Genomic DNA, 13,804 nt, shown 5'->3' on the forward strand with positions numbered 1-13,804 from the left:
CCACCCTGCCCTGCCGAGGCGGCGGCCCGGCCGGTCGACCGGCCTGTTCCCAGCGAAGGTTCGATCTCCCACGCCATTGCGTTAAGGAGATAGAAAGATAAGCGGGATTGAAGCTGGATTCGCGTGAATGAAACCTTGTGGTCCGGGATCAAAAAATTAATATCAATTTCGGGCGAAGGTGTCGCAGCCGGATGTTCCGCAACGTACACCCCCTAGTCGTCGTCGCAAGCGCAGATACATAGAATGATATGACCCAGCTCAAAACGGCAGATCCCATAGAAGAGACAGAGTTCAAGGTTGGTATAGACCAACTTCTCGGTCTTGCCGACGACCCGCTGGACACGTCGAGAACGAGCTTCAAGATCGGAGATCTTGCCCGCGAATTCGGCGTGACGCTGCGGACGTTGCGATTCTACGAGGATCGGGGACTTCTCAGTCCCGAGCGCCGGGGGACGACGCGGCTCTATTCCCGGCGCGACCGCATGCGGCTTCGTCTGGTGCTGCTGGCCAAGCTGCTCGGCTTTTCGCTGACCGAAGCCAAGCAGATCATCGAGATCTATTATCAGGCTGATGGCCGCCGCAAGCAGCTGGAACTGGCGCTGGATCGCTTCGAGGAGCAGAGGCAGATCCTGCTTGAACAGAAGCGCGACATCGAGGAATCGCTTCACGCGATGGACGTTTCGCTGAAGTTCGTGCGCGACCGGCTCCATGGCGGCGCAGAGACCGGCAACGCCTGACGCCCGCCGGCCCGCATCGCGGGCTCTCAAACCCCGCTCGTTGTATTGTTCGCGGCCGCGCGCTGAATTGCAGGGGCTTGCGTGCAACATCGCTGCGAACGCAGCCGCAGTTAGCCGTCGGGCGAGCCCTCGCGACCCGCGATGATGAACAAAAGATGAAGCAGACCCCGCGGATGCCTTGCATTCTCGGAAGGTAACCTATGCGCAAGGACGCATAGCTCTTTGTGCTGCGCTGCATCATATTGGCGTTGGGAGACAACTCGCCCGCAATGCCAGAAAGCCTACCATGATGACCGTCCGTACCGAACGCCTCGAAACGCTTCCGACCCGCCTCGGCGTCTCCTTCCGCCGTCCGGTGACCCTCGACCGCTCGCGTCCGTCGAACCGTTCCCTGCAGGCCAGCGGTCGTCCGGTCTTTCTCGACATGGATCCGCTGACGAGCCTCGCCGCCATCCGCGGTTCGATGTTCGAAGCCGGCGCCCCCCACCGCGCTTGATCGATCCCGCGCGCCGTCAGCCGTAAGGCCGGTCGCGCGCCGCTGTTCGTACGAAATGTCGAAGGCCCGACGCCCCCCCGTCCGGGCCTTTTTGCTGTCGAGCGCGCGGAATGGGCGCATCCGCGAGCAGGATGGCCGCCGTGTCCTCAGCGCGCCGGCCCCTGCAGGGATCAGGCGAGCGGATTGCGGTTGCGCCGGAGATGCAGCGTCACCCATTCCTCCCGCCGCAGCGTTTGGCGATGGAAGAGGCCCTGCTGGCGATAGGCCGCCAGGACCGCGTTGCGCTGCCGGGCCAGAATTCCCGACAGGATGACGTCGCCGTCCGGCGTCAGGTGCCGGGCCAGCGTCGGAGCAAGCTTCATCAGCGGTCCCGCAAGGATGTTGGCGACGATGAAGTCGAACGGCGCGAACTCGCGGAAGGCCGGCGCAGAGAAGCCGGTCGCTGTCGCCAGCGAGACGAAGTCGTGGACGCCGTTCGCCCGCACGTTCTCGCGCGCCACGGCGACGGCTACCGGATCGATGTCGGTAGCCAGCACGGGAATGCGCGCCAGCTTGGCGACGGCGATGGCCAGAACCGCGCTGCCGGTGCCCAGATCGAGCGCCACCGCCGGGCGGCGACGGCGGATCACCGTCTCGATCATCGACAGGCAGCCGGCCGTGGTGCCGTGATGACCGGTGCCGAAGGCCTGCCCCGCCTCGATCTCGATGGACAGATCGTTGGCGCGAACGCGCTCGCGGTCATGCGCGCCGTGGACGAGGAAGCGCCCGGCGCGCACCGGCTTCAGCTCGGCCAGAACCTGCGCCATCCAGTCGATCTCGGGCAGATCCTCGCGCGCCACCTCGAAGCCGGCGAAGGCATCGGTGACGGCCCATTCGTCCACCGCGTCGGCATCCTCGAAATAGACGGAGACCTCGTGGATGTCGGCGGCCTCGTCGATCTCGGTGATCGCCACGGGCGAGCCGTCCTCGCCGAAGCGCACGTCGAGGCGCTCGTAGAGCGGGGCGGCGTCGCGGCGCGGGCCGCGGGCATGGAAACGGACCTGACCCAAGCGCTTCGTCTTTCTCTCGTCGTCGTTCGGTGGGGCGCGGCCCCGCTCAGGAGGCCGAGAGCCGCTCGAGCTTGGCCTTAGCGGCCGCGGGTGCCTCCCCATAGGCGATCGTGCCCTTGAAGTCTCCCGTCCGATCAAGAAGGATGACCGAGGCGATGTGGTCCATCGTGTAGTCGTCGCCCTGCGGCACCTTCTTGGCATAGGCGCCGAAACCGTCGAGCATCTTCTGGACGAGCGCCGGTTCGCCGGTGACGGCGGTGATGTCGGGCGAGAGCGAGCCGACATAGGTCTTGAGGATCTCGGGCGTGTCGCGCTCGGGATCGACGGTGACGAACACGATATTCAGGTCGCGCCCCTCCGCCTTCAGCGCCGACTGGTAGCCGGCGAGTTCGTAGAGCGTCGTCGGGCAGACGTCGGGGCAGTGGGTGAAGCCGAAGAAAAGCGCGGTCGGGCGGCCGCGCAGAACCGCTTCCGTCACCGGCTCGCCGTTCTGGTTGACGAGCTGGAACGAGGAGCCGTAGGCGGCGGCATTGCGCACGACCGCCGTCTCCTGCCGCCCGAACACGTAGACGAGGACGATCAGCGCCAGAATTGCGGCCACGAGAAACCAGAGCGCCAGACGCAGCACGGATGTGCGGCGGCGTCGCGCGGCGGTGGTCTTGGGATCGTCGGTCATCGCGGCAGCACTCCTCGTCGTCGCCGCGTCCTACAGCAAAGCGGGAGGCCCGGCAAAGGACGTCATCGCCGCCCTTCCGCCGCCAGGAAGTAGAGCAGCGCCGCGGCTGGAAAAGCGAAGGCCATCGCCGCCACGCCGTGCCAGCCGAAACGTTCGAGCACCGGGCTCGTCAGGCTCGACCCCAGCGCGCCGCCGAGGAAGAAAGTCGTCATGTAGACCGCGTTCAGGCGGTTGCGGATGGTGTCGTCGAGCTGGAAGATCTCGCGCTGGCCGATCACCAGATTGGCCTGCACACCGAGGTCGAGGAGAATGCCGGCGATGAGCAGCGCCGTGAAGGAGCGAGCCCCCGCAAAAGCCAAGGCCATGGCGCTGGCGGCCAGTGCGATGGCGGCAAGCGTGCCAGCGCGCGAATGGCCGCCATCTGCGAGGCGTCCGGCGACGGGCGCGGCGAAGACGCCGAGGACGCCGCCAAGCGTGAACAGCGCCACCCATTGTGGAGAGAGCGAGAAGGGCTCGCGCAGCAGCACGATCGGGGCGCCGGTCCAGAAGATGCCGAAAGCCGCGAACATCGCGGCATGATAGAGCGCGCGCCGACGCAGCACCGGCTGGGTGACGAAGAGCCGGCCGAGCGAGGCGATCAGCTCGCCGTAACGCGCGCGATGGACTGGGCGGCGCGTGGGGAAGAGTCTTAGCCCGGCCAGCGTCAGGCCGGCGACCGCCACCGCCGAGACCGCGAAGATGGCGCGCCACCCCATGAGGCCCGCCAGAAAGCTCGACAGCGGCCGGGCGATGAGGATGCCGCCGAGAAGGCCCGTCATCACCTCTCCGACGACCTTGCCCCTGCGCTCCGGCGGCGCGAAGCTCGCGGCCAGCGGCACGATCATCTGCGCGGCAGCCGAAGCGATGCCGACTGCGAGCGTCATCGCGTAGAGAACAGCGATGTTGGGCGCGAAGGCCAACCCGACGAGCCCGATCGCCGCCGCGCTCATCGTCGCCAGAATGAGGCGCCGGTTCTCGAGGACGTCGCCGAGCGGCACGAGGAGCACCAAACCCAGCGCATAACCGATCTGCGAGGCCGTCACGATCGTGCTCTCGGCAGCGACGCTCATGCCGAGATCGGCGCCGATCAGGGCCACCACCGGCTGGGCATAGTAGAGATTGGCGGCGAGCACCCCGGCGGCGACCGCCATCAGGATGGTGGTCGCGCGCGACAGGGCTGGCGCCGCGGCGGTGTCGGGGAAAGACGTGGCGGTCACGGCGGGACCCATGCGGGAGGGCTGAGAGGATGCCGACGACGCGGAACAAGCCGTGCGGGCGACCGGCGGATCGGAACTGTTCGCCTAGCTTATAGCGGCCATATCGCAGTGCGAAAAGACGATCGTCGGTAACGCCGCGGCTCGTCGGCGAAGATCCGACGTCCGGTCGCACGCGCCGAACTGGCGAAATCTTGATCGGCGAAGCCACGATCCTTGGCTCGCGGGCCTTCAACTTCGCGGGCGGGCATCCCTATATGGAGACTGACCGTTCGACATCCCATGCCTCAAGGAATCGCCGACATGAAGACCACGAGAACCCGCCGCTTCGTCGTCGCCCTGGCGGCGATGACGCTGGCCTTTTCGACCGTGGTGGTGGATCACGCCGAAGCCCGTCGCGGCGGCAGCTTCGGCAGCCGGGGCACGCGCACCTACCAGTCGGCTCCTGCGACGAACACGGCGCCGGCCGCCGCGCCCGTGCAGCGCTCGATGACCTCGCCGACGCAGGCCAATAGCGCCGCCGCCGCCACCTCGGGCGCGCGGTCCGGCATGTTCGGCGCCGGCTTTGGCGGCGCGATGATGCGCGGCCTTCTCATCGGCGGCCTGTTCGGCATGCTCATGGGCCACGGCTTCGGCGGCCTTGCCGGCATGCTCGGCTTCCTCGTCCAGTTCGCGCTTCTCGCGCTCGTCGCCGTCTTCCTCGTGCGCATGTTCCGCCGTCGCTCGAACGGCGGCCCGGCCATGGCCGGCCGTGCACCGACGCCGAATGGCGCTGGCATGGGCGGCGGCATGACCAATGCCCGCCAGATGTTCGAGGGCTTTGGTTCCAAGGCGGGCGGGGCACAGGGCGCGGCGCGTGGCGGCTCCGGCAGCGGCCCGGCGGTCAGCGGCAAGCCGGGTACGGATGCGGTCGGCATCGGCCAGGCCGATCTCGACATCTTCGAGCGCAAGCTGCAGAGCCTGCAGGCCTCCTTCTCGCGCGAGGATTACGCGGGGCTTCGCGAGATCACGACGCCCGAGGTCATGTCCTACCTTTCGGAAGAGCTGGCGCAGAACACCGCGCGCGGCGTGCGCAACGACGTGCGCGACGTTTCGCTGCTGCAGGGTGACGTCGCCGAAAGCTGGCGCGAAGGCACGCGCGACTTCGCGACGGTGGCGATGCGGTACTCGATGATCGACACGATGCGCGACCGGGGCAGCGACCGCGTGGTCGAGGGCAACGAGACGAGCCCGGTGGAATCGACCGAGGTCTGGACCTTCGTGCGCGAGCGCGGCGCCGAGTGGAAGCTTTCGGCGATCCAGGAAGCCTGACCGCTTCCATCCCCTCCGTAAGGCCAGAGGCCGCGACGCTCATCAGAGCGCCGCGGCCTTTTTCATGCGACCCCGACCCACCGCAGGAGCGCCACCAACACGGTGCCGATCACCACGGTCGGCAACAGCGCAAGACGGAAGGCGAGGAAACCGCAGAGGACGATCACGAGCCGCTCGGCCCAGTCGCCGTCCACCAGCACCGGCGCGACGATGGCCGTGAGCACTGCCGCCGGCACCGCGTTCAACGCAGCGTCGAGTCTGGGCGGGATGCGCTCGAAGCGGGCGAGCACCAGATGGCCGCCGATGCGCGTGAGATAGGTGAGCCCGGCCGCCGCCAGGATCAGCCACCAGATGTCGCTCATATCCTGGCCCCCTTGGCCCTCGCCTCCCCAGCCCCTGCCTCTCCGGCGGGTATCTCGGCGGTCGGCGTGCGCAGCGCCGCGGCGAAGACGCCGGCGATGCCGCCGAGCGTGACGTGCCAGGGCGAGCCGAGCGCCGCCGCCGCCACGAGGGCGACGAGACCCGAGACGCCAGCGACGAGCAGGAAGTTGGGCCGATGGCGGAAGGCCATTGTCTGCGCCAGGAAGTAGACGGGAATGGCGAAGTCGAGCCCGAAGCGCGCGGGATCCTCGATCAGCCCGCCGAACAGCGCGCCGACGAGGCTCGCCAGCGCCCAGCCGACATAGAGCAGCACCGCGAAGGTGAAGTAGTAGGTCCGGCTGATCGGGCCTTCGGCCGCCCGCGCCTCGGCGGCGGCGAAGGAGGGATCAACGAGGAGGAAGAAGGCCAAGGCTTTCGCCGGCCCGCCGAAGCGGACGAGATGGCGCCCGACCGAGGCCGAATAGAGGATGTGCCGGGCGTTGAGCGCGACGACCGCCACGAGGATCGCCCAGACCGGCGAACCGGCGCCGATCATCTGCAGCGCCAGGAACTGGCTCGCGCCGGCATAGACGGTCAGCGAGAAGCCGAGCGTCTGCCAGACCGTCAGCCCGTTGGTGACGGCGAAGGCGCCGTAGACTGCGCCGAACGGCACGAGCGCCACGAGAAGCGGCAAGCATTGCGAGGCGGCCGTCGAGATATCGGAGGATCGGGTCACGGACGGCTCGGCCTGCGGCAGTCGCGCGGCGCGGCCTCGTTCAGGCCAGCCACCATGCGCGGGAGATGGGATCGGTGCGCGTGAAGGCGCGTCGGGGTCTCGGCGTCTTACGTCCGCCGGCTTCTACGCCGACGCCGTGGGCGCGTCGAGGCCGGCCATCAGGGACGCTCGATCCCCGCGCCCGCGCGGTTGACGACGCCCTCGCCGAAGTCCTGCAGGATCTCCGCCCAGCGATCGAGCCAGCCCTCGAAATTGTCGGCCGTGACGCCGCCGCCGAGCTGGACGTCCATCTCCAGCACCGGCTTGCCATCGTCGCGCAGATAGGCGCGACCGAACCGGCTGGCGGCGTTCCAGCCGCTGACGGCCTCCGCCGGGACACCCGACTTGTCGAAGAAGGAGGAGAAGCCGACGGACTGGCACGCTTTTCCGTCGTCGTCGCAATCGTAGAAGAACAGCGTGAACCCGTCGCCGTCGATCCGCCCGCGCACCATCGGCGTGCCGTCCTCGGCGGTGTCGAGCCGGGCTGAGCCGTAGCCGCGCATCAACTCGGCGATGAGGGCGGGATCGGTGGCATCGACCAGCGCCGGCGCGGCGGCTATCGCGACGCCGGTCGCGCCGGTTACAAGCGCCAAGGCGGAAAGGCAGGATCGCAATCGAACTCGGTGCATGATGGAGAGGATCCCGCTTAGACCATCCGGCCGCGCGAGTCGCGGCGTCGTCCCTCAGACTATCACGGACACGTTAGCCGCGAAGCGCGATGCGGCCCGCACCGCCCACGAAAGCGCGCAGACGCAGGATCTCGTTGGCGCCGGCGCTCATAAGGTTTCGAAAGTCGCCGGCGGTCAGCTCGCGCACATGCCGGCAGTCCGGCCGGAAGCGCGCGCCGACGCAGGAGCAGGCGAGCCGCCAGCCGCCCTGACGCGTCGGGCTCAGCGTCACGTCGTAAGGCGTGCCCTTGCTCCCGCGCACGACGAGGCGGCAGATGCCGTCGTCGACGGGCACCGCGGCCCGCGCCTGCAGGGCTCGCTCGGCGATGCCGCCCTTCACCCGCGCCCGCGTCGCCGCGACGGGCTTGGCCAAGCCCGTCGCGCGCGCGAGATCGCGGATGTCGGCTGCGCCGGTGTGGCGCACGGCTTCGAGCGCGATGCGGGCGCAGGCATAGGCGTCCTCGCCGGCATGGTGATGGGTGAAGCCGACGCCGAACTTCGCCGCCAGCGCCGAAAGCCGCCGGCTCGGCTCGTCCGGCCAGAGGCGGCGCGCCACCGACACGGTGCAGAGTGAGGCGAAGGCGGGCTGCGCCAGTCCGTAGAGCGCCAGCGTCTCGCGCAACACGCCCATGTCGAAGCTGGCATTGTGGGCGACCACGAGCGCGCCGTCGAGCACACCGCGATAGCGCTCGAACACTTCCGGAAACTCCGGAGCGCCCGCGACGTCGCGCGGCCGAATGCCGTGGACGCGGATGTTCATGGCGTCGAAGCGCATGTCGCGCGGGCGGATCAGATGGTACTCGCGGCGCGTGATCTCGCCCGCCTCGACGAAGGCGAGACCGATCGCGCAAGGGCTGGAGCGCGCCGCGTTGGCGGTCTCGAAATCGATGGCGACGACGGTCATGCGAGGCGAACTCCGGTCAGGCCGGCAACCTAGAGTCTGGGAATCGCAGCATCAAGCCTCGCCGACGAGAGCCAGCCACTCATCCTCCGAGATCACCTTCACCCCGTGCTTCTCGGCATCCGTCAGCTTGGAGCCGGCGCCGGGTCCCGCCACCACGAGGTCGGTCTTCTTCGACACCGAGCCCGAGACCTTCGCGCCCAGGGCTTCCGCTCGCGCCTTCGCCTCGACGCGCGTCATCTTCTCCAGCGTTCCCGTGAAGACTACCGTCTGGCCGGCGACGGGCGAGCCCTCGGTCTTCGGCCGCGCCAGGGCCTCGGTTTCGACGCCAGCCGCCAGCAGCGCCTCGACTGCCTCGCGGTTGTGCCCTTCGCCGAAGAAATGTGCGAGCGAGAGCGCGGCGACCGGCCCGACATCCGGAAGGCCCGCCAGCGTCTCGTAGGCCGCCCCCGGCTGGGCCTCGACGGCGGCGGCCAGCGCCGCGCGAAGATCCGCCGTCTCGGGAAAGCGCTCGCGCAGCGAGAGCCGCTGCGCGCTGTTGAGCCGCAGGCGCTCGGCCCGCGTCGGGTCGAATGCGGGATCGGCGAGTTCCTCCGGCGTCACCGAGGCGAGCCGCTCCATGGTGATGCCGCCGATCTTCGGGATCGAGAGAAAGATCGACCAGGGCTCGCCCGGCTGGTCGGCCGCCGCTGCGAGACCGGCCTCGACGAGAGCGGGGATATCCGGGAAGGCCCGCGCCAGCGCCTTGGCCGTGGTCTCGCCGATCTCGGGAATGCCGAGCGCGAAGATGAACCGATCGAGCGCGATGCGGCGGCGCGCCTCGATGCCGGCCAGGAGATTGTGGATGGCCTGCGTCGGCTTGTCGCCGTCCTTCTTCGCTGCCTTGGACGGGGCGGCCCCGGCCTCGTTCCCGACCTTCGCCGATGCGAGTTCTGCTCGCCGCGCTTCGATGGCTTCACGCAGGGGCTCGAACTCCAGCCGGAAGATATCGGCGGGCTGGCGCACGAGCCCGGCATCGAAAAGGGTCTCGATGTAGGTCTCGCCGAAGCCCTCGATGTCGAAGGCGTTGCGCGAGACGAAGTGCTTGAGCCCCTCCTTGCCCTGCGCCGGGCAGGTCAGGCCTGCCGTGCAGCGACGCACCGAATCAAGCCGTCCGGTTCGCGGGTTGATCTCTCGCACCGCGCGCGAGCCGCAGACCGGGCAATGGTCGGGAAAGCGGAAGGGCTCGGGGCCGCGGTTGTCCTCGAGGACGTCGACCACCTGCGGGATCACGTCGCCGGCGCGCTGGATCAGCACGGTGTCGCCGACGCGCACGTCGCGCCCGCCCCGGATCGGCTCGCCGTCGGCGTCCCGCCCGGCAATGTAGTCCTCGTTGTGCAGCGTCACGTTGGAGACGACGACGCCGCCGACGGTTACCGGCTCCAGTCGCGCCAGCGGCGCCAGCTTGCCGGTGCGGCCGACATTGATGTCGATCGCCCTCACCACCGTCGTTGCCTGCTCGGCCGAGAATTTGTGGGCGATCGCCCAGCGCGGCGAACGCGAGACAAAGCCGAGCTCGTCTTGCAGCGCGAGATCGTCGACCTTGTAGACGACGCCGTCGATATCGTAGCCGAGGCTGGCGCGCTGGCGCTCGATCAGACGGTAGTGCTCGACCAGCCCCTCCACGGTGTCGAAGCGCGCCATCAGGGGGGCGCCGCCCTCCTCCGTTTCGAGGTTGGTTCGAAAGCCCATGCGGCCGAGCGCTGCGACGACGTCGGTCTGCGTCGCGCCGGGCACCTCGCTGGCCTCGCCCCAGGCATAGGCGAAGAAGCGAAGGGGCCGCGAGCGGGTGATCTCCGGGTTCTTCTGGCGCAGCGAGCCGGCCGCCGCGTTGCGCGGATTGGCGAACTGGCGGATCTTTGGCCCACCCCCACTCTCGCCCGCTTCCGCCTCGCCCTCGTCGCCGTCCTCGACCGCTGCGCTCTCGCCGCCGAGCCCGGCAAGCCCGGCGTTCAGCGCGGCGAAGTCGGCATGGGTCATGTAGACCTCGCCGCGGACCTCGAAGACCGCCGGCCGGATATGGCTGAGGCGGTGCGGGATGTCGTCGATGGTCAGTGCGTTGCGGGTCACGTCCTCGCCCACCGCGCCATCGCCGCGCGTCGCCGCAGAGACGAGCGCACCATCGACGTAGCGCAGCGACAGCGACAGGCCGTCGATCTTCGGCTCGGCGGTGATGGCGAGCGGGGCGTCGTCGGCCAGCTTCAGGAAGCGGCGGACGCGCCGGGCGAAATCGGCGACGTCCTCGTCGGAGAACGCGTTGTCGAGCGAGAGCATCGGTCGCGCGTGGACGACCTTGGCGAACTTGGCGGAAGGCGCTGAGCCGACGCGCACCGAGGGCGAATCGGCGCGAATGAGGTCGGGAAACCGCCGTTCGATCGCGGCGTTGCGCCGACGCAGCGCATCGTAGGCGCCGTCCGAGATCGTCGGGGCGTCACGCTCATGGTAGCGGCGATCATGGTCGGCGATCTCGCGGGCGAGGCGTTCGAGTTCGCCGGCGGCAGCGTCGGGGGTCAGCGCATCGACGGGCATCAGTTCGGGCATGGGAAGCGGCCGGTCTCTTCGAGATGGGGTCGCCCGAGTTCTAGCGCCGGGTCGCCTGCAAGTCTTCGCCAAGGGACGAAAAAGACCTTAGCTCGCCGCGCCGATCAGCCGCGCCGCGGCCGCACGTGCCTCGTCGGTCACGCTCTCGCCGGCTAGCATGCGGGCGATCTCCTCGCGCCGCGCGGGCACGTCGATCGCCGCGACGCGGGTGGACAGGCGCTCCTCGCCAGGCACCGCCTCGGCCTTCGAGATGAGGAGATGCGTCGTCGCGCGGGCGGCAACCTGCGGCGCATGCGTGACGGAGAGAACCTGCACACGGGTCGCGAGCCGCGCCAGCCGCCGACCGATCGCATCGGCCACGGCACCACCGACGCCGGTGTCGATCTCGTCGAAGACGAGCGTCGGCGCCGAACCCTTGTCGGCCAGCGCCACCTTCAGCGCCAAAAGGAACCGCGAGAGTTCGCCGCCGGACGCGACCTTCATCATCGGCCCGGCGCGGGTGCCGGGGTTGGTGCGCACCCAGAACTCGGCGGTGTCGATGCCCGCGGCGGTTCGAGCTGCCGGGTCGCTCGCCATCTCGACGATGAAGGCGGCGCGCTCCAGCTTCATGTCCGGCAGTTCGATCATCACGGCGTCTTCCAGAAGCCGCGCGGTGTCGTGGCGCTTGACCGAGAGCGCCAAAGCCAGTGCGTCAAACGCGTCACGGCGCTCGGTCACCTCGATCTCGAGCTTGGCCAGACGATCCTCGCCCGCATCGAGTTCGGAGAGGTCGGCGACCATCTTCTCGGTGAGGGCGGCGAGATCGTCCACCGGCAGATTGTATTTCCGGCCGGCGGCGCGCAGCGCAAAGAGGCGCTCCTCGGTCTGCTCCAGCGCGCGCGGATCGAACTCCAGCGTGCGCAGCGCCGCCTGCAGGCTCATCTGCACGTCCGACAACGCGTCCAGCGCCGTGTCGAGCCGGGTCAGGGCCTCGTCGAGAAGGCCGGGCAGTTCGTCCTTCTTGCGGTCGAGCCGGCGCGACAGGCCGGCAAGACCGGGAATGGGCGAGGCGTGACCTGCCAGTTCCTCGTGCGCGTCGTTGACGTCGGTCGCGATCTTCTCCGAGCGCATCATGCGCTGGCGGGTCTCGGCCAGCTCGGCCTCTTCGCCGACGACCGGCTGAAGCTCGCTCAGTTCCTCGACGGAGGCTCGCAGATAGTCGGCCTCGCGGGCGGCCGCCTCGACGCGCTTGCGATTCTTCAGGAGTTCGCTCTCAGCCTTGCGCCAGCCCTCGAAGGCACGGGCGACCGCCGCCGCCTCGCCCGTGAGCCCGCCATACTCGTCGAGCAGCTGGCGATGCGCGTCGGCGTCGACGAGCGCCCGGTCGTCGTGCTGGCCGTGGATCTCGACGAGCGTCGCGCCGATCTCCTTCATCAGCGAGACGCTGGAAGGCCGGTCGTTGATGAAGACCCGCGTGCGTCCGTCCGCGCTCTGGACGCGGCGAAGGATCAGGTCGCCGTCGTCGTCGAAGCCGTTTTCAGTCAACGCCCGGCGTGCGGGGTGGGCGCTCGGCAGGTCGAAGACGGCGGAGACTTCGCCCTGCTTCGAGCCATGGCGCACGAGCCCGCCGTCGCCCCGCCCGCCCAGCGCCAGCGACAGGGCGTCGAGCAGGATCGACTTGCCCGCGCCCGTCTCGCCCGTCAGCACCGACAGGCCGTCGTTCAGCGCGAGGTCGAGCCGGTCGATGAGAACGATGTCGCGGATCGAAAGGTGAACAAGCATGCAGGTGAAGAGCTAGACCGGGCAGCGGGGAATGGCAATCGCGAGGCGCGAAGATAGGGTCGCTCGCAGCGTTTCGTAAGGTTCGCCCTCGGTGATCGGCGGAGCGCGCCTCACGGTTGGAGACGAGGCGACATGAAAAAGGCCGGCAATGCCGGCCTCTTCGATTCGATCGCTTCGGATTTGCCTCGGGGTTCAGGCGCGGGGCGGCTGCAGCTCGCCGCTGACCTGCGCCGTGCCCGAAGCCGCCGGCGGCTCGTTGGCGCCGGTGATACGGCGAGCCGCGCTCGTGAACCACGACGTCGCGCCGGCGCTGCGCGGCTGCAGCCCGTTCGACTGGAGCAGCGCGTAGCTGTCCTTGTACCACTGCGATTCCGGGAAGTTCTGGCCGAGCACGGAGGCCGCCGCCTGGGCTTCCTGCGTCAGGCCCATCGCGTAATAGGCCTCGGTGAGACGTGCCAGCGCTTCTTCCACGTGGGTGGTTTGTGGGAACGTGTCGACGACGTTCTTGAAGCGGTTGATCGCGGCGATGTATTCGCGGCGCTCCAGGTAGTAGCGACCGACCTGCATCTCCTTGCCGGCGAGCTGATCCTTGCCGACGCGAACCTTGGTGCGCGCGTCCTCGACATATTCGCTCGTCGGATAGCGATCGATGACTTCCTGCATCGCCTGGACGGCGCGCGCAGTGTCGGTCTGGTCGCGCGTCACGTCGGGGATCTGGCGGAAGTAGGACAAGCCGATGATGTACTGCGCGTAGGCCGAATCCTCGGAGCCGGGATAGGTGCCGAGATAGCGCCGGGCCGAGCTGACGGCCTCGTCGTAGTCGCCCGAGCGGTAGCTGGCGAAGGCGCGCATCACCAGCGCCTTGCGGGCATACTCCGAATAGGGATGCTGCTTGTCGATCGCCTCGAACTTCTTGGCGGCCTCACCGAGACGGCCGCCTTCGAGATTGGCGAGGCCCTGATTATAGAGGACGTCCGCCGGCTCGGTCTGAGACGCGAGGGCGAGAGCGTCGATGTCGGTGTCCTTCGACGACATGCAGCCGGACAAGGCGAGGGTCGAGGCGAAGGCCAGCGCCATCGACACGGCCTGACGACGGCCGGACAGCGGCATCTTGTATCCCATCGAACTGCTTCCCCCTGGTATCCCGGACGTCTCGTCGCGACACGCTCCGTCCCTCTACCCCGAGGGCGTGATCTTCGACAACGCTTCAGGGCCGTTCTTAAAGCCTTTTTTAAGG

General features: G+C 68.7%; 13 protein-coding genes. 3 read left to right on the plus strand and 10 right to left on the minus strand.

The window, feature by feature from the left end; all coding sequences use genetic code 11:
- The first annotated feature begins 248 nt into the window (after positions 1-248).
- Positions 249-737 carry a MerR family DNA-binding transcriptional regulator gene (locus AUL33_RS04905; protein ID WP_062204525.1) on the plus strand — a complete coding sequence of 163 codons (489 nt, stop codon included), beginning with the start codon at positions 249-251 and terminating at the stop codon, positions 735-737.
- Between the two features lie 289 nt (positions 738-1,026).
- Complete coding sequence (locus AUL33_RS04910; RefSeq protein ID WP_156419284.1) at positions 1,027-1,233, plus strand: hypothetical protein; 207 nt, start codon at positions 1,027-1,029, stop codon at positions 1,231-1,233.
- A gap of 170 nt (positions 1,234-1,403) precedes the next feature.
- Here the strand turns inward: AUL33_RS04910 and AUL33_RS04915 are convergent, their stop codons facing one another.
- The 3 genes from AUL33_RS04915 to AUL33_RS04925 all read right to left on the minus strand — a co-directional run bounded on the left by AUL33_RS04915 (position 1,404) and on the right by AUL33_RS04925 (position 4,214).
- The gene (locus AUL33_RS04915) at positions 1,404-2,282 is read right to left on the minus strand and encodes a 50S ribosomal protein L11 methyltransferase (protein WP_062204531.1); all 879 of its coding nucleotides are present in this window, start codon (positions 2,280-2,282) and stop codon (positions 1,404-1,406) included.
- A 46-nt stretch (positions 2,283-2,328) separates the two neighbouring features.
- The gene (locus tag AUL33_RS04920) at positions 2,329-2,958 is read right to left on the minus strand and encodes an SCO family protein (protein WP_062204534.1); all 630 of its coding nucleotides are present in this window, start codon (positions 2,956-2,958) and stop codon (positions 2,329-2,331) included.
- Between the two features lie 62 nt (positions 2,959-3,020).
- Complete coding sequence (locus tag AUL33_RS04925; protein WP_244491982.1) at positions 3,021-4,214, minus strand: MFS transporter; 1,194 nt, start codon at positions 4,212-4,214, stop codon at positions 3,021-3,023.
- A gap of 300 nt (positions 4,215-4,514) precedes the next feature.
- On the opposite strand from AUL33_RS04925, the gene AUL33_RS04930 reads away from it, so the two are divergent.
- Positions 4,515-5,522, plus strand: a complete 1,008-nt coding sequence (locus tag AUL33_RS04930) for a transporter (protein ID WP_062204541.1) — start codon at positions 4,515-4,517, stop codon at positions 5,520-5,522.
- Between the two features lie 62 nt (positions 5,523-5,584).
- Here the strand turns inward: AUL33_RS04930 and AUL33_RS04935 are convergent, their stop codons facing one another.
- From AUL33_RS04935 to AUL33_RS04965, 7 genes are all read right to left on the minus strand, one after another.
- The gene (locus AUL33_RS04935; RefSeq protein ID WP_062204543.1) at positions 5,585-5,884 is read right to left on the minus strand and encodes an AzlD family protein; all 300 of its coding nucleotides are present in this window, start codon (positions 5,882-5,884) and stop codon (positions 5,585-5,587) included.
- A complete protein-coding gene (locus tag AUL33_RS04940; RefSeq protein WP_156419285.1) occupies positions 5,881-6,618 on the minus strand; it encodes an AzlC family ABC transporter permease in 738 nt (245 codons plus the stop codon). Before AUL33_RS04940 ends, AUL33_RS04935 begins: the two co-directional genes overlap by 4 nt.
- Before the next feature lie 158 nt (positions 6,619-6,776).
- Positions 6,777-7,286 carry a YbjN domain-containing protein gene (locus AUL33_RS04945; RefSeq protein ID WP_082652321.1) on the minus strand — a complete coding sequence of 170 codons (510 nt, stop codon included), beginning with the start codon at positions 7,284-7,286 and terminating at the stop codon, positions 6,777-6,779.
- Between the two features lie 73 nt (positions 7,287-7,359).
- Positions 7,360-8,229: a 3'-5' exonuclease gene (locus AUL33_RS21500; RefSeq protein ID WP_082652322.1), complete on the minus strand. Its 870-nt coding sequence runs from the start codon at positions 8,227-8,229 to the stop codon at positions 7,360-7,362.
- Positions 8,230-8,280: 51 nt separating this feature from the next.
- Positions 8,281-10,806 (minus strand): NAD-dependent DNA ligase LigA, encoded by a 2,526-nt coding sequence (gene ligA, locus AUL33_RS04955; protein ID WP_062204552.1) that lies wholly within the window; start codon positions 10,804-10,806, stop codon positions 8,281-8,283.
- Positions 10,807-10,893: 87 nt separating this feature from the next.
- Positions 10,894-12,567 carry a DNA repair protein RecN gene (gene recN, locus AUL33_RS04960; RefSeq protein ID WP_062204554.1) on the minus strand — a complete coding sequence of 558 codons (1,674 nt, stop codon included), beginning with the start codon at positions 12,565-12,567 and terminating at the stop codon, positions 10,894-10,896.
- A gap of 192 nt (positions 12,568-12,759) precedes the next feature.
- Positions 12,760-13,689 (minus strand): outer membrane protein assembly factor BamD, encoded by a 930-nt coding sequence (locus AUL33_RS04965; RefSeq protein WP_062204557.1) that lies wholly within the window; start codon positions 13,687-13,689, stop codon positions 12,760-12,762.
- Between the last annotated feature and the right edge of the window lie 115 nt (positions 13,690-13,804).

This window comes from Aureimonas sp. AU12 (assembly GCF_001463705.1).
In the GTDB taxonomy this organism is placed as follows: domain Bacteria; phylum Pseudomonadota; class Alphaproteobacteria; order Rhizobiales; family Rhizobiaceae; genus Aureimonas.

What these genes read in the sequence shown, in the direction of transcription:
- AUL33_RS04910 (WP_156419284.1), top strand. Translation starts at nt 1,027, where the DNA reads ATGACCGTCCGTACCGAACGCCTCGAAACGCTTCCGACCCGCCTCGGC.
- AUL33_RS04935 (WP_062204543.1), bottom strand. Translation starts at nt 5,884, where the DNA reads ATGAGCGACATCTGGTGGCTGATCCTGGCGGCGGCCGGGCTCACCTAT.
- AUL33_RS04905 (WP_062204525.1), top strand. Translation starts at nt 249, where the DNA reads ATGACCCAGCTCAAAACGGCAGATCCCATAGAAGAGACAGAGTTCAAG.
- AUL33_RS04920 (WP_062204534.1), bottom strand. Translation starts at nt 2,958, where the DNA reads ATGACCGACGATCCCAAGACCACCGCCGCGCGACGCCGCCGCACATCC.
- recN (WP_062204554.1), bottom strand. Translation starts at nt 12,567, where the DNA reads ATGCTTGTTCACCTTTCGATCCGCGACATCGTTCTCATCGACCGGCTC.
- AUL33_RS21500 (WP_082652322.1), bottom strand. Translation starts at nt 8,229, where the DNA reads ATGACCGTCGTCGCCATCGATTTCGAGACCGCCAACGCGGCGCGCTCC.
- AUL33_RS04965 (WP_062204557.1), bottom strand. Translation starts at nt 13,689, where the DNA reads ATGGGATACAAGATGCCGCTGTCCGGCCGTCGTCAGGCCGTGTCGATG.
- AUL33_RS04930 (WP_062204541.1), top strand. Translation starts at nt 4,515, where the DNA reads ATGAAGACCACGAGAACCCGCCGCTTCGTCGTCGCCCTGGCGGCGATG.
- AUL33_RS04945 (WP_082652321.1), bottom strand. Translation starts at nt 7,286, where the DNA reads ATGCACCGAGTTCGATTGCGATCCTGCCTTTCCGCCTTGGCGCTTGTA.
- ligA (WP_062204552.1), bottom strand. Translation starts at nt 10,806, where the DNA reads ATGCCCGAACTGATGCCCGTCGATGCGCTGACCCCCGACGCTGCCGCC.